Annotated in this window: 1 protein-coding gene; it reads right to left on the bottom strand. The window is 48.0% G+C overall.

Annotated elements, in window-relative coordinates; genetic code table 11:
* Window positions 1-58 precede the first annotated feature (58 nt).
* Window positions 59-19525 carry a tyrocidine non-ribosomal peptide synthetase TycC gene (gene tycC / locus ASG16_RS27125; RefSeq protein ID WP_056494195.1) on the bottom strand — a complete coding sequence of 6489 codons (19467 nt, stop codon included), beginning with the start codon at window positions 19523-19525 and terminating at the stop codon, window positions 59-61.
* Between the last annotated feature and the right edge of the window lie 98 nt (window positions 19526-19623).

The following is a 19623-nucleotide window of genomic DNA, read 5'->3' as shown; positions in this document are numbered from 1 at the left end:
TGGATGAACTCCCCTTGGAAAACCTGTTCCCAAGGGGAATCATCACAAAGCCGTGATCTTATTTCAGAATGAACAGCTCTTGCAGGATGTCTCGGAGGATGGAGGCATTCATTGACACGTAATTTCCTCCCAACATCCTGGAGTGGATTCCGTACCCTTCGTACGTCATCAGTCGTTTCGTAGCCTGTGCCCAAGCGGTTTCATTCCACTTGACCGCGACCAGATCATCCTCGCCCGATTCCAGCTCTGATTGAATGAGATGGATCGCTGCGCTCGTTGCACCCGTATTGATCAGTTGATTGTGGTACATCACGTAGCTGACTGTTTTTCGAATGAAGCTTTGCTTGACGAATTCATTGGCAGCGTACAAATTGAAGTCTTCTTGTGTCATGTTGAACATCTCGATGTTTTCTCCAATTTCGGCAAATAACTGGGCAATGTCACTTTCGGTTTCCGCCAGAGTCCGCTCCATCACCTTGTCTTTCCAGTAGGAATCGAACAGGATGAGGTCGGTCACGACATATCCTTGGTTCTCCAGTTCTTTTGCGACTTCAAAAGCCAGATTGCCTCCAGAGGAATATCCCATGAGCGTATAGGGTCCTTGTGGATCAATCGCCACGATGGCTTCGATGTACTGCTCAAGTCGATTGTCTTCTTGAATGAAATCAAAGCTATACAAGGAAACGCCCTTAATTTCATCAGCAAGCTTCTGGTAATAGACACTTTGGGCTCCGATCGGCGTAAAGCAGAATACCTTTCTCGCCATCTCTTCATTTAAGAGAATGGCACTTCCGGAGTTGCCCTCGAAGTTCTTGTGCGTGATGAAATCCGCTACCTTCTCAATCGTTGGATGCTGGAAGATGAGGTTCAACGGCAGTTCAATCTGCATGTACTCATACACCTTTGCAACCAGCAGCGTTGCTTTCAGTGAATGTCCACCCAGTTCAAAGAAATGGTCAGTAATGCCGATTGGTTCTATCCCCAGAACCTCCTGCCAAATGGAAGCCAATTGATGCTCGGTCGCAGTTCTTGGTGCCACGAACTCACGCGTGGTCGCATCCGATGGCTTTGGCTTCGGCAACGCTTTGCGATCCACTTTTCCATTGGCCGAAAGCGGCAGTTGATCCAACTGGACATAATAGCTTGGAACCATGTAAGCAGGCAGTTCCTTCGCCAGATGCCTTCTCAGCCCAGAAACGGATACCTCTGCTGATGGGACGAGATAAGCGCAAAGATACTGTCCGGCAGTTAATTCATCTTCTTGCACAACTACCACTGCTTGATCAATGCCATCGTAAGCAAGTATGGTGCTTTCGATTTCCCCGATCTCGATGCGGTACCCTCTCACCTTCACCTGTTCGTCAGCCCGACCAATGTAATCGATCGTGCCATCTGTCCGCCATTTCACCAAGTCACCCGTTTTATACATGAGCTCTCCTGGCACAAACGGATTCGGAACGAACTTTTCTTGTGTGAGCTCTGGTTTATTCAAATAACCTCTTGCAAGTCCGGGTCCTCCGATGCATAGCTCTCCCACAACGCCGATCGGTTGCAAGTGATGTTGTGTATCTACGATGTAAACCTGAACATTGGCTAGCGGTCGCCCAATCGTGATGTCTTGCCCTACTTCGATCGAACGAGAGATGGTAGTGACGACGCTGTTTTCGGTTGGACCGTATTCATTGTTGATCTCGATTGCTGGATGTTTTTCTTTTGTTTTTTGCACTAGCTGTGGAGGTAGTTTCTCGCCCCCCAATGTTACGCAGCGCAGAGGAGAGAAATCTGCAGCAGTCGAGCAATCCAGAATCGCTTGGAACAGACTCGGTACTCCGTAATAATGTGTGACTCCCGCCTGGGCAATCAGCTTTTTCAGTGCTACCGGGTCTTTGGCCTCTTCCTCTCTCGGCAAGACGCAAGCAGCACCTCCGAGAAGCGGAGCGAACAAGCTGGCTACAAACCCATCGAAGGCAAACGAGAATACCTGCAACGCCTTGTCTCCCGGTCCGAATCCATACTCATCTCTTCTCCACTGCAAGCAATTGACGATTCCCTGATGTGGAATCATGACGCCCTTCGGCTTACCGGTCGTACCCGATGTATAGATAACATAGGCGAGATCGGTCGGTTGATTGAGAGATGCGAGATTGGAGCCATCCATCTCGGCATCATGCTCTGCGTTCAAATCAAGCCAGTCAAGTCCGCTCGACACGCGAGACAATAGTTCTGACAGATGGGATTGGCAGAGAAGCAGTGCTGCGTCGCTGTCTTCTAGCAAATACTGAATGCGTTCTTGCGGATACGCCGGGTCGATCGGAACATACGCTCCGCCTGCCTTTAAAATACCAAGGATGCCAATGATCATCTCTGGTGAACGCTCCCCCATGACTGCTACAAGACGATCAGGTCCAATTCCTTTGGTGCGCAGAACTCTTGCCAGTCTGTTGGCTCGCTCATTGAGCTCGCTGTAAGTCAGTGACTGGCCGTTAAAGAGAATAGCCTCCTGATCTGGCGTCTTCGCGACTTGCTCTTCGAATAATTGATGCAGCGTTTTGTCTTGTATATAGCTGACAGCTGTATCATTGAACTTCTCGAGAATTTGCTGCTTCTCTTCCGTCGCGAGCATGTCGATCTCACTCAAGCGGATATGTGGATTTTGCACAACGATTTGTGCAATTGCCATGAAGTGGTTGCTTAACCGTTCAATCGTTTCTCGTGTAAACAAGCTTGTGCTGTACTCCACGCCAATGCTAATCTCTTCACGATCTTCTGTGGCAATCAGCGTCAAATCAAATTTGGAATGGTTGCCAGCCTGATCAGTCATGAAAGGAGCAAGTGTCAAGCCCCGCAGGTCGATAGAATCATCCGAGTTGTTTTGCAAAGTAAACATCGTGTCGAAAAGCGGGTTCCTGCTTAAGTCTCGCGCAATGTCGAGTTTTTCCACCAGTTCCTCAAACGGATAATCCTGATGAACGTAAGCGTCTAGTGCATTCTGCTTAACTTCCAGCAACAACTCGGTAAATGTTTTCCCAGCATGCGGTTTGTTTCTCATCGCCAATGTGTTTACAAACATACCGACGATTGGTTCCAGATCAGCATGGGATCTGCCTGTAATCGGTGTGCCGACGATGATGTCCTCTTGCCCGGAATACTTGGAAAGCAGTACGTTGTACGTCGCGAGGAGCACCATGTACAGTGTCGTTCCCGTTTCTCGAGCTAGCTGGTTCAAGCCTTCCATGAGTTGTTTACCGGTTCCGATGCTATACTGATCCCCTGCGAAATTTTGAATGCTTGGTCGGGTGAAATCCGTTTGCAGGTTTAGCACGGGAATTTCGTCTGCAAACACTTGCGCCCAGTATTCTTCTTGCTTGTTGAAGGCATCGGATTGGAAAAGCTCCTGTTGCCATACAGAGAAATCTTTGTACTGAATTCGTAGCTCTGGCAAAACGTCCCCTTGGTACAACTGCACTAAGTCAGACAGGAGAATGCCAGAGGATACACCGTCGGAAATGCTATGATGCATGTCGGTAAAGAGCACATGACGGTCTTCTCCGATATGCAGAAGACGGACGCGAATGAGCGGCGCTACACCCAGATCGAATGGTTGAACGAGTGTGGAAAGGACTTCTTGAGCCTGGTCTTCCGTGATCGTTGTATACGAAAGTTCAAAAGAAACTTCCTCGTGAATCTTCTGAACAGGTTCTCCATTTACAACGGCAAAAGACGTACGAAGACTCTCATGGCGCTGTATCAATTGCTTGAACGCTGTCTCCAATCGTTCCGGTTCCAGTTTCCCTTCAATCAGCATGGTGGAAGGCATATTGTAGCTGATGCCAACTCCCTCAAATTGATGGAGGATATACATGCGCTTTTGCGCCGATGAAACAGGATAATACTCTTGCGCAGGTGCTGGTTGAATCGAAATGACATACCCTCTTGCTGTCTCTTCGATATGTGCAGCCAACTGTTGAATCGTCGGTTTTTCGAACAAAACACGAAGCGGGATATCGACTTGATATTCGTTATGCATGCTCGAAATCACACTCATCGCACGCAGGGAGTGACCGCCAATTGCAAAGAAATCATCCAGAATCCCAACTTGCTCCGTATTCAGCACTTGCTCCCATACGCGGGCCAATTGTGCTTCCAATTCCGTACGAGGCGCTACGTACTCCGTCGTTCTAAGCATGGATACTTCCGGCGCCGGCAAGGAACGTCTGTCGATCTTCCCATTTGCGGTAAGCGGCAATGCTTCAAGAGATACGAAATACGATGGAATCATCGCTTGAGGCAATTCCTTTAACAATTCCTGGCGTAATTGTGCTGTGTCGATCTCGTGCTCTGCCACCATGTACGCGCATAAATACTTTTCTTGTCTGTGATCCTCTCTTGCGATGACAACTGCTTCCAAGATTCCGTCCAGCTTGCGTAGCTGCGTCTCGATTTCGCCCAGCTCGATACGGACACCCCTGATTTTCACTTGATGATCGTTACGACCCAAGAATTCCACATTGCCATCCGCGCGCCACTTCGCCAGATCACCCGTACGATACAGCAGCTCACCTGGAGCGAATGGATTCGGCACGAACTTCTCCACTGTCAGCTCAGGTCTGTTCAAATAACCGCGAGCGACCCCTGCTCCACCGATGCACAACTCACCCACGACTCCAACAGGTTGAAGATTCAATTGTTGATCCATGACATACATCTGCATATTTGGCAGCGGTTTTCCGATCGGTACCGTTCCCGAGCGAATGGATGCGACATCTGTTTCTTCGTAATAACTGGAATCGATGCACGCCTCTGTTACGCCATAACTATTAACAATACGCATCGTCTGGCTGAATCTCGCGAGCAAGGTCTTGAAGTCTTCTGCTGGACAACTGTCTGCTCCGAGAATCAGAAGCTTCATCTGACTGATGTCGAGCTGATTTTCGTAAATGTAATGCATCAACGGCATGATCAAAGCTGGTGTCGCTTCGAAAATCGTAATTTCATACCGCTTGATGATTTCGTACAAGGAAGCCGGGTCCATTTTGACCTCATTCGGGCAAATTACCAGTTGCCCTCCTGTGAGCAATGCTCTGGCAAAGTCGCCAGTCGATACGTCGAAAGCGAAGCTCGCCATTTGCAGCAAGCGAACCGGGAAGGTATCCAAGTGATACTCATCCTGCCATGCAAACGCGACATTCGCATAGCTCCGGTGTTCGATCACTACCCCTTTTGGCTTGCCAGTCGTACCGGACGTATAAATGATGTAAGCGGCGTGTTCCGGCAATGCCACAGGCTCCAGATTGCTCGCTTCTCCCTGATACAGCCCTTCTGCATCCAGATAGAGAGTTTCGTGAGGGAATGCAAGCTGCGTATTCAACTTTTGCAAAGTAAGGAACAGCTTCGCATCGCTATCTTCCAAAATGAAAGCTTGACGCTCCAATGGATAGTCTGGGTCAATCGGGACGTAGGCGCCGCCGGCTTTCAAAATACCAAGCGTCCCTACTACCATGTGCAAGGAACGGTCTACCATGATACCGACAGTGCTCTCTGGCTTGACTCCCTTTTGGCGCAAAACACGTGCGAGCTGGTTCGCTTTTTCATTTAATTCCCGATACGTTAGCTGTTCATCCTCGAAGATGACAGCTACCTGGTTCGGTGTTTTTTCGACTTGCTCTTCGAATAGCTCCTGGAACGTTTTATTCGTTGGATAAGCGGCTTTTGTTGCATTGAAATCATGCAGCATTTGTTCTATCTCATCATTTGACAAGACGCTGATCTCTGCCAGCTTGCAATCTGGATTGGCAATGATCGCTTGTAGAAGATGGACGTAATGATTCGCCATGCGGTCGATCGATTCTTTGGCAAACAACTTCGTGCAATAGTTGAATTGCACGAGAAGCTCATCTTGTTGCTCCATCGCATCCAGAGCGATATCGAATTTCGCGATCTTGCCATCTACCGGGTAAGCGGACATGTTGAGTCCTGCAATTTCTAAGGCAGATGAGTCTGCAAGCCCCAGACTGAACATCGTATCGAACAGTGGATTTCGGCTTAAATCGCGCCGCACTTGCAGCTTATCTACGAGATGTTCAAACGGATAATCCTGATGTTCAAACGCATGTAGCGCATTTTGTCTCACGTCACCCAAAAACTCGCGGAAGGTCAGGTTGCCTCCTGCTACATTTTTCAAGGCAAGCGTGTTGACGAACATGCCGACGATTCGTTCCACATCTGCGTGGGATCGACCTGCAATCGGTGTGCCGACTACGATTTCTTCCTGTCCTGCGTATTTGGATAGCAGCACATTGTAGGCTGCCAAAAGCACCATGAACAGTGTTGAGCCCGTATTTGCAGCGAGTTGTCGCAACTCCGCAAGCAATTGATTTCCTGTACCGATCGCTACTGTGTCACCTTCGAAGCTTTGAACAGTAGGTCTTGGGAAATCATTTGGCAGATTGAGTAACGGGATCTCCCCTGCAAAGACATTCGTCCAATAATCCTCTTGTTTTTGGAAACGCTCAGACTGGGACAGCTTCGCTTGCCAAGCAGCAAAATCTTTATACTGGATGCGCATGTCAGGGAGCTGCTTTTCTTCGTACAAGCTCGCAAACTCCTTGGCGATGACGGCAAGCGATACTCCATCCGAGATAATGTGGTGCATATCCATGAAGAACAAATGTCGTTCTGCTCCCAGTTTGATCAAGTCAACCCGGAACAGCGGAGCTACTTCCAAATCAAACGGCTGGACCAACTCCTGAATGCGTTGCTCTACTTGGTCTTCTGTCGCCTCGGAAATACCGATGAGCAGCGTGACATCCTCATGGACTCGTTGCACGGGTTCCCCGTTTATCGAATGGAAGGATGTTCGCAAGGATTCATGGCGTTTTACCAGTGTTTGGATCGCATGTTCAAAGCGCTCGTAATCCAGATGGCCATCTATTATCAGCACATTCGGTACGTTGTAGCTGATCCCGCTTCCTTCAAACTCATGCAGGATGTACATTCTTTTTTGAGCGAACGAGACTGGGTAAAAGTCTGCTTGCTCTACTGGTTGAATGGTCTCGAACTGTTCAATCTCACTCGCGGTGATATAGGCAGCCAGTTCATGGATCGTAGGAGATTCAAACAGTGCTTTTAATGGAAGCTCTACCTGAAATGCTTTGTGCACCTGCGTGATCACATTCATGGCCTTCAGGGAATGTCCGCCCAGTTCAAAGAAATTGTCGTGAATGCCTACCGCATGAATACCCAGTACCTCTTGCCAAATTTCAGCCAGCTTCGTCTCCGTCACGTTTTGTGGAGCGACATATGTGGAGCTTTGAACCCGATCACCAGATGGTTCAGGCAATGCTCTGCGATCCAGCTTTCCGTTTGCAGTCAAAGGCAGTTTATCCATTTGGACATAGAAGGTTGGCACCATATAGCTAGGCAATTCTTTGGAAATCGCTTCTCTCAACTCTGCTACGTCGAGTTCCGATTCTGGAACAAAATAAGCGCAGAGAGCTTTTTGGCCGTTCGTATCATCCATCACCGTAACGACAGCTTCTTTTACCTTTGCCAGATTGGTGAGAACAGTCTCGATTTCCCCAAGCTCGATCCGATAGCCTCTGATCTTTACCTGTTGGTCGATACGTCCCAAATACTCAATCGTTCCATCCGCCTTCCATCTCGCCAAATCCCCTGTGCGGTACATGTTTTCACCGGAAACAAACGGATTCGGAACAAACTTCTCAGCGGTCAATTCCGGCTTGTTCAAATAGCCCCTGGCTACTCCATCTCCACCTACGCACAGTTCACCCGGCACCCCAATTGGCTGCGGCTGATTGTAGCGATCCACAATATAAGCAGTGGAGTTCGTGATCGGCTTCCCAATCGGAATATTGTCTTCGAATTCCTTCTCAATCAGATAGCATGTAGAGAAAGTTGTGTTTTCTGTCGGGCCGTATCCGTTCCAAATCTCCAGAGCGGGATGGGCGATGTTAACTTTGTTGATGTGTCTCGGCGACAGTGCTTCGCCACCGACGATTAACGCACGCAAGCCCTCAAACATCGCCGGGTTGTCTTGCGAAAGCTGGTTAAACAGTGGTGAAGTTAACCACATCGTTGTAATCCGATTCTCTCGCAGGAAGCTGCTCAGCTTCTCCGCATCCAACAGAACATCCTTGCTAACTAGGAACAAGCTAGCACCATGTAACAGAGCTCCGAAAATCTCAAACGTCATGGCATCGAAGCCAATAGCGCCCGTTTGAATCATGCGGTCTTCTTCGCGTACCTGAACGTAATTCGTATGTTTCACCAATCGGATGACATTGCGATGCTCGACCATGACTCCTTTTGGTTTGCCTGTTGAACCCGACGTGTACATCACATAGGCCAAGTCCTTGGCGTCATTGAGGTTGGCCAGGTTACTTACATCTTCTTGCTCCAGACTCTCGTCATCCAACACGATTGGAATGAGACCCTCTTCGACGAGGTGCAGCAGATGTCTTTGAACAAGGACAACCTTTACGCCGCCATCTTCGAGCATGTAAGAAATGCGATCGGATGGATGCTCTGGATCAATCCCCAGGTAGGCTCCTCCCGCTTTGATGATCCCCATAATACCTGTGATCATCTCGAGAGAACGATCTGCCAGCATACCTACAACGCTGTCTTTTCCTATTTCCAATCGGCGAAGAGCACTTGCGATCTGATTCGCTTTTTGGTTCAGCTCCCGATACGTCAGCATCTGTTCGTTCATCACAACTGCTGTATGCTCCGGTGTCCTTTCCACTTGCTCCTCGAACAGCTCCTGAATCGTGCTTTCGCGTGGATACGCGGCAAACGTGTTGTTGAATCCAACTGTTACAAGGTGTTTTTCCTCCTCACCAAGCAAGTTGATTTCATGTAACGCCGCTGTTTGGTCTGCAATGACTTCTCGCAGTACCTGGAGGAAATGACCAGCCATTCTTTCAACGGTGTCTCTTTGGAACAATTTCGTGGAGTACACGAGACCAAAATGAATTCCTGTCTCATCTTCATGCGCTTCCAGTGTGAGATCGAATTTGGCGTTGCCTTGCTGCCCTTTTCCGGAGTAGGCTTCAAATTTCAGTCCATCCAGCTCATAAGCTTTTTTGTCCAGGTTTTGCAAAATAAACATGGTGTCAAACAGCGGGTTTCTGCTGAGATCCCTCTGGATTTCCAGTTTTTCGACCAGTGCTTCAAACGGATAATCCTGATGGGCGTATGCCTGCAGCGTATTCTGCTTGACATCTTCCAAAAATGCCTGGAATGATTTCGTTCCGTCAGGGTTGTTTCGCAAAGCCAATGTATTGACAAACATCCCCAAAACTTTTTCTACATCCGCATGAGATCTGCCAGCAATCGGCGTTCCTACTACGATGTCTTCTTGGCCACTGTATTTGGAAAGAAGCACATTGTAAGCCGCCAGCAAGACCATAAACAGCGTAGTTTGGTTCTCATGAGCGAGCTTGTATAAACCGTCCATCAACGTTTTGTCTGTTTGGAACGTAATGCAATCTCCCTCAAAGCTTTGAACCAGCGGTCGTGAATAATCGGCGGGCAGATTCAGTACCGGAATGTCACCCGCGAAGGACTTCAACCAGTAGTTCTCGTGCTTTGCATAGATGTCTGTTTGGAACAGGTCCGTCTGCCAGACAGCAAAATCTTTGTATTGAACAGCCAGCTCTGGCAAATATTCGTTTCGATACAGCTTCGAGAATTCTTCCATGATGATTCCGACAGAGACGCCATCCGAAATGATATGATGCATATCCATCAGGAAGAGATGTCGCTTCTCTCCCATTCTGAAGAGTCCGACCCTCAACAATGGAGCCTTCTCCAGATCAAATGCTTGCACAAATGATTCGATGGTTTGCTCGACTTGGTCTTCTATCAAATCCTCATAGCGCACATCCAGTTCGACTGCCTCATGTACACGCTGAACAGGCTCGCCATTCACTGTGTGGAAGGATGTCCGCAACGATTCGTGTCGCTTGATCAGCCCTTGTATCGCGGTTTCAAAGCGTGCATGATCCAGATCGCCTTCGATATACATCACGCTTGGCATGTTATAGACTGTGCCGGTGCCTTCAAACTGACGCAGGACAAACATCCTTTTTTGTGCTGAGGAAACGGGATAATACGCTTGCAACGGTACAGGCTGGATCGGTACATGTGTGTCTTTTCCACTTGTCTCGATATACTGTGCCAATGCCTGGATGGTAGGTGTCGCAAAAAGTACTCTGAGTGGAAGCTCAACTTGATACTCTCGATGGATTTGTGCGGCGAGCGACATGGCTTTCAAGGAATGCCCACCTAGCTGGAAGAAGTTGTCGAGAACACCGATGTCGTTCACCCCAAGCACACGTTCCCAAATCTCTACCAGCCTGCTTTCCACAGGACTTGCTGGCGCCACATATTCTGCTCCCGTTACAGGTCTGCCTTCTGGTTTCGGCAACGCTTTTCTGTCGATCTTTCCATTCGGCGTAAGCGGGAGAGAATCGAGCTGGACCAAGTACGCAGGAATCATGTAAGACGGCAGGGTATGCGACAAATACGACCACAGATTCGAGGCTTCAAGCTTTTCTTCCGCCGTGTAATAAGCAGCAAGCGACGATTGGCCCTGTTGGTCCTCATAGACAATCACGACAGCCGAAGTCAGCTTTTCAAAGGAGAGCATAACCGACTCAATCTCCCCGATTTCAATCCGATATCCCCTTACTTTTACCTGTTCATCCAAGCGACCAACAAATTCAATCGTTCCGTCTGGGAGCCACTTCCCTAGATCGCCAGTCTTGTACATGCGATCGCCTTCCAAATAGGGATGGGAAACAAACTTCTCTGCTGTGAGTTCCGGCTTGTTCCAATATCCACGTGCCAAACCGTGGCCACCGATGCAAATTTCCCCGACGACACCGACGGGCTGTAGCTGATGGAATTTGTCCACGATATAGATGCTGGTGTTGGCAATGGGACGTCCGATCGTTATCGCAGAATCCAGTTGCGAAATTCGCTGCCAAGTGGCGACGACACTGCTTTCTGTCGGACCGTATTCATTGACGATGACCAATTGCGGATACTGCTGATTGCTCTTCTCAACGAGCTGAGCAGATACTTTTTCGCCCCCAAGTGTGATGGTTTGCAGGGAGCTGATATCCGCAGCAGAGCCGCATTCCAATATCGCTTGGAACAAACTTGGCACGCATGTCATTTGGGTGCATCTCGCAGATGCAATGAGGTTTCTGAGAGATACAGGGTCTTTGGCTTCTTCATCCTCCGCCATGACGACGGTTGAACCGGAAAGGATCGGTGTAAAGAAGGAAAGAACAAAGGCATCAAACGCAAAGGATAGAGGCACCAGACTTCTATCATGGACGCTAAACTGATACTCCTCTTTCTTCCACAACACGCTGTTGACAATGCCTCGATGCTCGATCATTACTCCTTTTGGCTTGCCTGTTGTCCCCGATGTGTAGATGACATAAGCCAGATCGGAAGCGGTTTGAATCGGCTCGAGATTCGAACGGCTGGGAGAATAATTCTTCTCCTCCTCCAGATACAGGCATTCCACACTCGTATTAGAAGCCAGCTTTGCTCCAAGATGTTTTTGAGTAAGCAACAGTCGGGCTTCGCAATCCTCCAACATGTAGGACACACGATCTTCCGGATATTCAGGATCGATAGGTACATAGGCTCCACCAGCTTTCAAAATGGCCATGATTCCCACAACCATTTCCACAGAACGGTTTGCCATGATTCCTACGAATTGGTTAGCCTTTACTCCCCGTTCGCGCAAGGTAACGGCAAGCTGGTTTGCTCGCTCATTCAGTTCGTAATAGGACATCTGCTTGTCGCCGATTTCAATCGCAGCAACCTGCGGTGTTTTTTCCACTTGCTCCTCAAATAGCTCACATAGTGTCTTGTTCTGCGGATATTCCTTATGCGTATCGTTGAATTCTACTAACAAGCGATGCTTTTCTTCATCTGATAGCATCGTGATTTCGGACAAGGTAATGGTTTGTTGCTCAATTACGGCATGAAGGATTCGGATGAAATGTGCCGCTATTTTTTCAATCGTCTCTCTTGTAAACAATTTGGTGCAGTAATCAAGGCTAAAGATGATCTCCTCATCTTCTTCGTACGCTTCTAATGACAGATCAAACTTGGCCTGATTCACGTCTGCCATATAGGGTGTAAACGTCAGTTGCTCCAATTCGAACGGCTTCTGATCCATATTTTGCAAGATAAATACGGTGTCAAACAAAGGATTACGGCTCAGATCCCGTTGAATGTTCAGCTTATCGATCAGCTCATCCAGTGGATAATCCTGATTCTCAAAGGCTTTCAGCGTATTGTTTTTCACTTCTGCCAAAAAGCTAAGGAAAGTCTTAGCCCCCACAGGCTCGTTTCGCAATGCCAGTGTATTGACAAACATACCGATGATCGAATCCGTTTCTGCATGGGACCTGCCTGCTGTAGGCGCACCAACAATAATGTCCTCTTGTCCAGAGTACTTGGAGAGAAGTACATTGTAGGCCGCCAGCAAAACCATGTAGAGCGTAGCTCCTGTACCATGGGCAAGACGATTCAATTCTTTTTTCAAAAGGGCACCGGAGTTGAAAACAAATCGCTCACCCTCGAAGCTTTTCACAGAAGGTCTCGGATAATCCGTTGCAAGATTCAATACAGGAATTTCACCTGTAAAGGTATCGATCCAATAGGCTTCCTGAGCAGCAAACTCTTCCGTCTCGACCCATTGCTTCTGCCAATGAGCAAAGTCCTTGTACTGAATACTCAGTTCTGGCAGCTCTTCCCCGTGATAAAGCTGGGCAAGCTCTTGAACAAGAATGCCGATCGATACTCCATCCACCACAATATGGTGCAAATCCAGCATGAAAAGATGGCGTTCCGGAGCCAGTTTGACCAGTCCAGCGCGAATCAGTGGAGCTTTTTCCAAATCAAACGGTTGAATAAATTGCTCGACGATTTGTTTGAGCTCTCCCTCTGTTGATTCCATCAGCGAGATCTCCAGCTCGACATCTTCATGTACGCGCTGAACAGTCTCTCCTTTCATGGAGTGGAACGAGGTACGCAGAGATTCATGGCGTCTCACCAGACTCTTGAGCGCCTGCTGCAAACGCTCTGTATCCAGCTTGCCATCGATGTACAGGATGCCCGGCATGTTGTAGCTAATGTCTGCACCTTCCATTTGTCGGAGAATAAACATTCTCTTTTGGGCAGAAGACACCGAATAATACTCCTGCTTCTGAACAGGTTCAATGGTCGTATACTTGCCTTTGCCAGCAGCAGTAGCGATGTATGCCGACAAGTCAGCGATTGTAGGTGATTCAAACAGTGTTTTCAACGGTACATCTACTTGAAGGGTGCGATGGATCAAAGAAATGACGTTCATCGCCTTCAAGGAGTGTCCGCCCAACTCAAAGAAATGATCGTGGACCCCGATTTGGTTCACACCAAGTACACTTTGCCAAATATCTGCCAGCGTGGCTTCCACTTCATTGCGCGGCGCTACATACACTGCCTCAGATGAGGATGCTCCCTCAGGTTGTGGCAATGCTTTGCGATCTATCTTGCCATTTGCCGTGAGCGGCAGCTTCTCCAAATAAACAAAATAAGAAGGAACCATATAAGATGGCAAATGGGACGCCATGTAAGCTCTCAGGTCGGCTGTCTTGATTTCCTGATCGGAAACGATATAGGCGTACAAGTTGTTTTGCCCTTTTTCATCTGGACGAGCAAGAACAATGGCCGTTTTAATCCATTCATGCTGCAAAAGCCTTGCTTCGATCTCACCCAGTTCGATCCGGTGGCCTCTGATTTTGACCTGATGGTCGATGCGTCCGAGATATTCCACGTTGCCGCAGGCTAGGTACCTTACCATGTCTCCAGTACGGTACATCCTGCTGCCCGGTTCAAACGGATTCTCAATGAAGCTGGCTGTTGTCAGTTCTTCACGATTCCAGTAGCCGCGGGCCAAACCATCGCCAGCAATGCACAGCTCTCCTGCAACCCCTACAGGCTGGAGCTGATTGCTCGCATTTACGACGTACAAACGGACGTTATCAATCGGTCTGCCAATGGGAATCACGCCATACTCCGGCAAACGAGGGCAAATCCAGTATGTCGCATCAATCGTGCTTTCTGTAGGGCCATAGAGGTTAATCAACTGCGCCGTTTGATTCTGGTAAAAACGCGAAACAAGTGCAGGTGTCAATGCTTCTCCACCGCAGAAAACGCGCTGCAAGCTCGTGCAAGAGCTCCATCCTGGTTCGGTCATGATCAGGTCCAGCAAGGAAGGAACCATCTGTAAAGTCGTGATCTTCTCTTCTTTGATCATGCGAGTCATGTACTCGATGTCCCGATGTCCGTCTGGCTTTGCCAGTACCAGGCGTCCCCCCGTGATCAGCGGCAAATAGAATTCCCATACGGAAGCATCGAAGGAAAACGGCGTTTTTTGCAAGACAGCATCCTCTGTAGTCAGTGGGAAGGCATTCTTCATCCAAAGCATGTGATTGCAAATCGCTTGATGCGCGATCATAACCCCTTTGGGATTTCCGGTCGATCCAGATGTATAGATGACATAGGCCAGGTCATCCCTGCCAGCGACATTGTCCAGATTGGTGTCGTCACCTGCATAAATTGCTTCATCGTCTACGTCGATGATTTCTCCTGCATACTCTACTGTCTCTTTCAAATGACGCTGTGTCAGTAGAATCGGAGCTTTACTGTCGCTGAGCATGTATTGGATTCTTTCTGGCGGGTAAGTAGGATCAATTGGCGTATACGCACCACCCGCTTTTAACACGGCCAACATGCTCACGACCATCCCAATGGAACGGTCTACCATAATCCCGATCAACGTATCTGGTTGCGTTCCTTTGCTCCGCAGCAAACGAGCTACTTGATTGGCCCGGGCGTTCAACTGGCGATAGGTCAAGGTGTATCCGTCATAGGCTACAGCTACTTGATCTGGCGTAAGCGCTACTTGCTCTTCAAATAATTGATGCAAAACCAGATCAGCGGAACGTTCGACAAAAGTATCGTTGACGTTCAGGATAAGAGCACGTTTTTCTGCTTCTGTCATCATGTCGATTTCTGCTAGTTTGGCATTCGGTTGTGCACTTATGGCAAGCAGAATTTCCAGATAATGATGGGCCATTCTTTGGATGGTTTCCTTCTTGAATAACTTCGTTCCGAATGCGAATTGGAATTGAATGTCGGACTTCGATTCACTCGCATTCAAAGCAAGATCGAACTTTGAAATTTTGTTAAATAACTCATACGGAGCTGCTGTGAGCTGCTCGATTGCCAGCGACCGCTGATTCGCATTTTCCAAAGAAAACATGGTGTCAAACAAAGGGTTTCGGCTAATGTCACGTTGAATCGCCAGCTTTTCCACCAGCTCTTCAAATGGATAATCCTGATTATCAAAGGCCGCCAGCGCGTTTTGTTTCACTTCTTGCAAGAATTGGGTAAAGGTTTTGTCGCTCGCAGGATGATTTCTCATCGCCAACGTATTCACGAAGATCCCCATGATGTTTTCCACATCGGCATGAGAACGACCAGCGACAGGCGTACCCACTATGATATCCTCTTGGCCGGAATACTTGGACAGAAGTACATGGTAAGCCGCGAGCAAGACCATATACAGGGTGGTACCCGTATCTGCTGCTACCTTGCGCAAACGCTCGGTCAATTCTTTTCCAGTGTCAAAGAGGACAAGATCCCCTTCAAAGCTTTGAATGGTTGGACGTGGATAATCAGTCGGCAGATTGAGTAAAGGAATTTCATCAGCAAACGTATTTAACCAGTGAAGCTCCTGCTTCTTGTACACGTCCGTCTGGAACAGCTCATTTTGCCAGACAGCGAAATCCTTGTATTGGAGAGAAAGAGGCTGCAAGGCTTCCCCTTGGTACAACTTGGCAAATTCACTCAGCAAAATTTGGGACGAAACACCGTCCGAGATGATATGGTGCATGTCTAGCAGGAACAAATGGCGGTCTTTGCCCAACTTGACCAAGCCTGTTCGAATCAAGGGAGCGATTCCGAGATCAAATGGACGGACAAAATCGCGCATGATTTGCTCTGCCTTGTCTTCTGTAGACTTCAGCATCAGGATTGGTATTTCTACCTCATCATGCACTTTCTGTACTGGCTCACCATCGATACGGTGGAAGGAGGTGCGCAAGGCTTCGTGGCGCTCCGCCAGTCGTTGGACCGTGCTAGCAAAACGATTGTAATCCAGCTTTCCATTCAGCAACATTGCTCCCGAAATGTTATAGCTGATGCCACTTCCTTCAAATTGCTGAAGGATGTACATTCTTTTTTGAGCAGAAGATACGGGATAAAATTCTTTTACCTCAACTGGTTGAATGGCTGTATACTTGCTTTTCCCCGATTTCGAGATAAAAGCAGCGAGCTGGGATACGGTCGGATTCTCGAACAATGCCTTTACTGGCAAATCCACTTCCAACGCTTTAGAAACTTGAAAAATGACTGTCATAGCCTTCAGTGAATGTCCGCCCAAATCAAAGAAATGATCGTGAACGCCTACACGGCTAACCCCCAGGGCCTGCTGCCAAATCTCAGCCAGTATGGTTTCCGTTTCATTCTGGGGAGCGACGTACGCTGTTCCCGTTACAACTGCACCGTCAGGCTTCGGCAATTTCTTCCGCTCTACTTTTCCATTGGCTGTCAGCGGAATTTCCTCCAAACGGACAAAGAAGGACGGGATCATGTAGGAAGGAAGTGTACTTCCCAAATGCTCTCTCAATTCCGATACGGTCAACTCCTGCTCGGAAACAATGTAGGCATAGAGCACATTTTGACCACTGTCATCCTTTTCAGCGATGACGACGGCTTCCTTGATCCATTCATGCTGCGTCAAACGCGCCTCAATTTCGCCCATCTCAATTCGATGCCCGCGGATTTTGACTTGATGGTCGATTCTTCCCAAGTATTCCATATTGCCGTCGGGTAGCCACTTCGCCAGGTCGCCTGTTCGATACATTTTGGTCCCCGGACGGAACGGATTATCGATGAACTTTTCCTCTGTCAGCTCCGGTCTGTTGAAGTAGCCCTTGGCGACTCCATCTCCAGCTATGTACATTTCGCCGATGGAGCCAACAGGTATCGGCTGCATAGAAGAATCAAGCAGGTAGAGTTGAACGTTGTCTGCCGGGACGCCGATTGGTACCGATTCCTGGATGGTTTTTTTAGGGTCATACAAATAAATCATGCAACCCACAACCGTCTCGGTAGGTCCATACTCATTGAAAATCTTGACATTCTGTCCAAAGTTCTCATAGATTCGCTTCGCCAATTGGGTTGGCAAGTTCTCACCACCGACAATAAACCGTCGGATGCTGCTGTTTGTTCCATCTATTTCTTCAATCAGCTTCAAATGTGTTGGCGTCAGCTTGATGATGCCCACTTGATTATCTTGGATGATGTCTAAAATAACCTGTACTTTATCTGTTCCTCTGTAGACATAGATCGTATTGCCTGACAGAAGCGGCGTGAAGATCGAGGTGACAGTCAAATCAAACGAAATGGAAGAGTATAACGGGAAGTCTACCGCTTCCCCTTGGACATACTCCTTGTTTGCCCACCAAATGTAATTGACTAGACCTCGGTGGGTAATCATCGCGCCTTTTGGATTCCCCGTAGACCCGGAAGTATAGATCATGTATGCCAAATCGTCCGGTGTGCATGCTGTGTCAAGATCCGTACTGTCGCCTTCAAACAAGGAAGGATTGTCTAGGTAGAGGATATCGCCTTCAAACTCGACCTTTTCCTGAAGATAAGACTGTGTCAAGAGAATCGTCGTCTGACTGTCATCCAACAAATACTGAATTCTCTCTATCGGATACTCGGGATCAATCGGCAAATAGGCGCCGCCTGCTTTTAGAACTGCCATAATAGCCACAATCAGCTCGAGTGAATGCTCCGCCATAATGGAGACGATACTGCCTTGGGTAATTCCTTTCCCACGCAGAGCTCTGGCCAACTGGTTGGAACGCTCTTGAAGCTCCTGGTAAGTAAGGCGATCTTCCCCGCAAACAACCGCAACCTTCGAAGGCGTCTGTCTTGCTTGCTCCGCGATCAGCTCGAAAATCATTTTGTCGTGTGGATAATCGGCGTTCGTGTCGTTATAAGCTACCAGCAATTGCTGTTTTTCCTCATCTGTGATGATTCCGATATCTTCAAGCAGTACATTCGGATTGTGAATGACCTGCTCAATGATCGTTTTCAAATGCCCTTCTACTCGGTTCATGAATGATTCTTCATAAACCGATGCATTATAGCTCAATTTCACATACATCTCGTTCGAAGGTGCGACCGCGACCACAACGTTAAAGTCATAGGAAGTCTGTTCTTCACCATTTTCCACATTGAATTGAAAGCCTAAGGAATCCTCCAGATCATTCAAAGTATTATCCGGGTAGTTTTCATACGTCACCAAATGATCGATTAACTCCTGTTTCAGTACCGTCTTGCTCTGAATTTCGTACAGCGGAGCGAAATCATAAGAAGCAGAAGCCAAGGCTTGCTCCTGAACTGTTTTTAACAGCCCACTGAAGGTTTGTTTAGGGTTTATTTTCACGCGGGTTGGGATCGTGTTAATGAACAATCCAACCATGCTCTCAATCCCTTGAATCCCTGGCGGACGACCTGACACAACAGAACCGAATACCACATCGTCCGAATTTTTGTACTTGCTCGCCAAAATACCCCAAAGAGATTGGAACACACTGCTCATCGTAGCCTGATTCTGATTGGCAATCTGCATCAGTTGCTGAGTCTTCTCAGGTGCAACGGTGAAAAGATTCTCCACATGTACATAATGTCTATTTTCCGCTACATTCTTCTTTTTAGGGAAATCAGCCTGCTGGTCATAGCCTTCCAGGTAGTTCTGCCAGTAAGTAAGTGCTTCTTCTTTGTTTTGCTTATCCAGCCATTTGATATAGTCGCTGTATGGTTTGGTCGCTTCCCGCAAAACAGCCTCGCCCTTGCGAATGGCGGCATAGTACGAGAGCAGCTTATGAAGCAATACGCCCAAAGTCCAACCGTCGACGATGATATGATGGAAAGCCCAAACGAACTGATACTGGTTCTCCCCCGTTTGGAAAATGGCTGCTTTCATCAAGACGTCTTTCGTCAGCTCAAATGTATGATGCTGGCTGGTATACGCTTTTATGTAATCGTTCTGATTATCTATAGGTAAATGCGCAATGTTTTCGAAATGAACGGTAACTTTTCTTTCTTTAAAAACAACCTGTCGAGGCCGCTGCAGGTTTTGATAAACAAACACAGTGCGCAAAACCTCATAGTTCTCTACGAGCTTGTTCATGCTCTCTTCAAAAATAGGCAGGTGAAAATCACCTTGAAGCTTTGCGGACATCTGGAGGCAGTAGGCGCTGCTGTCTGTATCTTTGACAGCATGAAACAACATACCCTCTTGCAATGGGGTTAACGGATAAATTTTCGCAATATTTTCCTGCTTATTCATTCTGCACCTCAACTCTGTGATTTATCGATTTAAAGAGGGTTCCCCCAATAAAAGCGAATTGTCCCAGCTTTTATTGGAGGAATAGCATTTCTCATGTC

It is taken from the genome of Brevibacillus sp. Leaf182 (genome assembly GCF_001423865.2).
Lineage (GTDB): Bacteria > Bacillota > Bacilli > Brevibacillales > Brevibacillaceae > Brevibacillus > Brevibacillus brevis_C.
This window is presented reverse-complemented; position numbering and strand designations above follow the sequence as displayed.

Excerpts from the sequence above, each read along its gene's own strand:
- tycC (WP_056494195.1), bottom strand. The coding sequence starts at position 19,525 with ATGAATAAGCAGGAAAATATTGCGAAAATTTATCCGTTAACCCCATTG.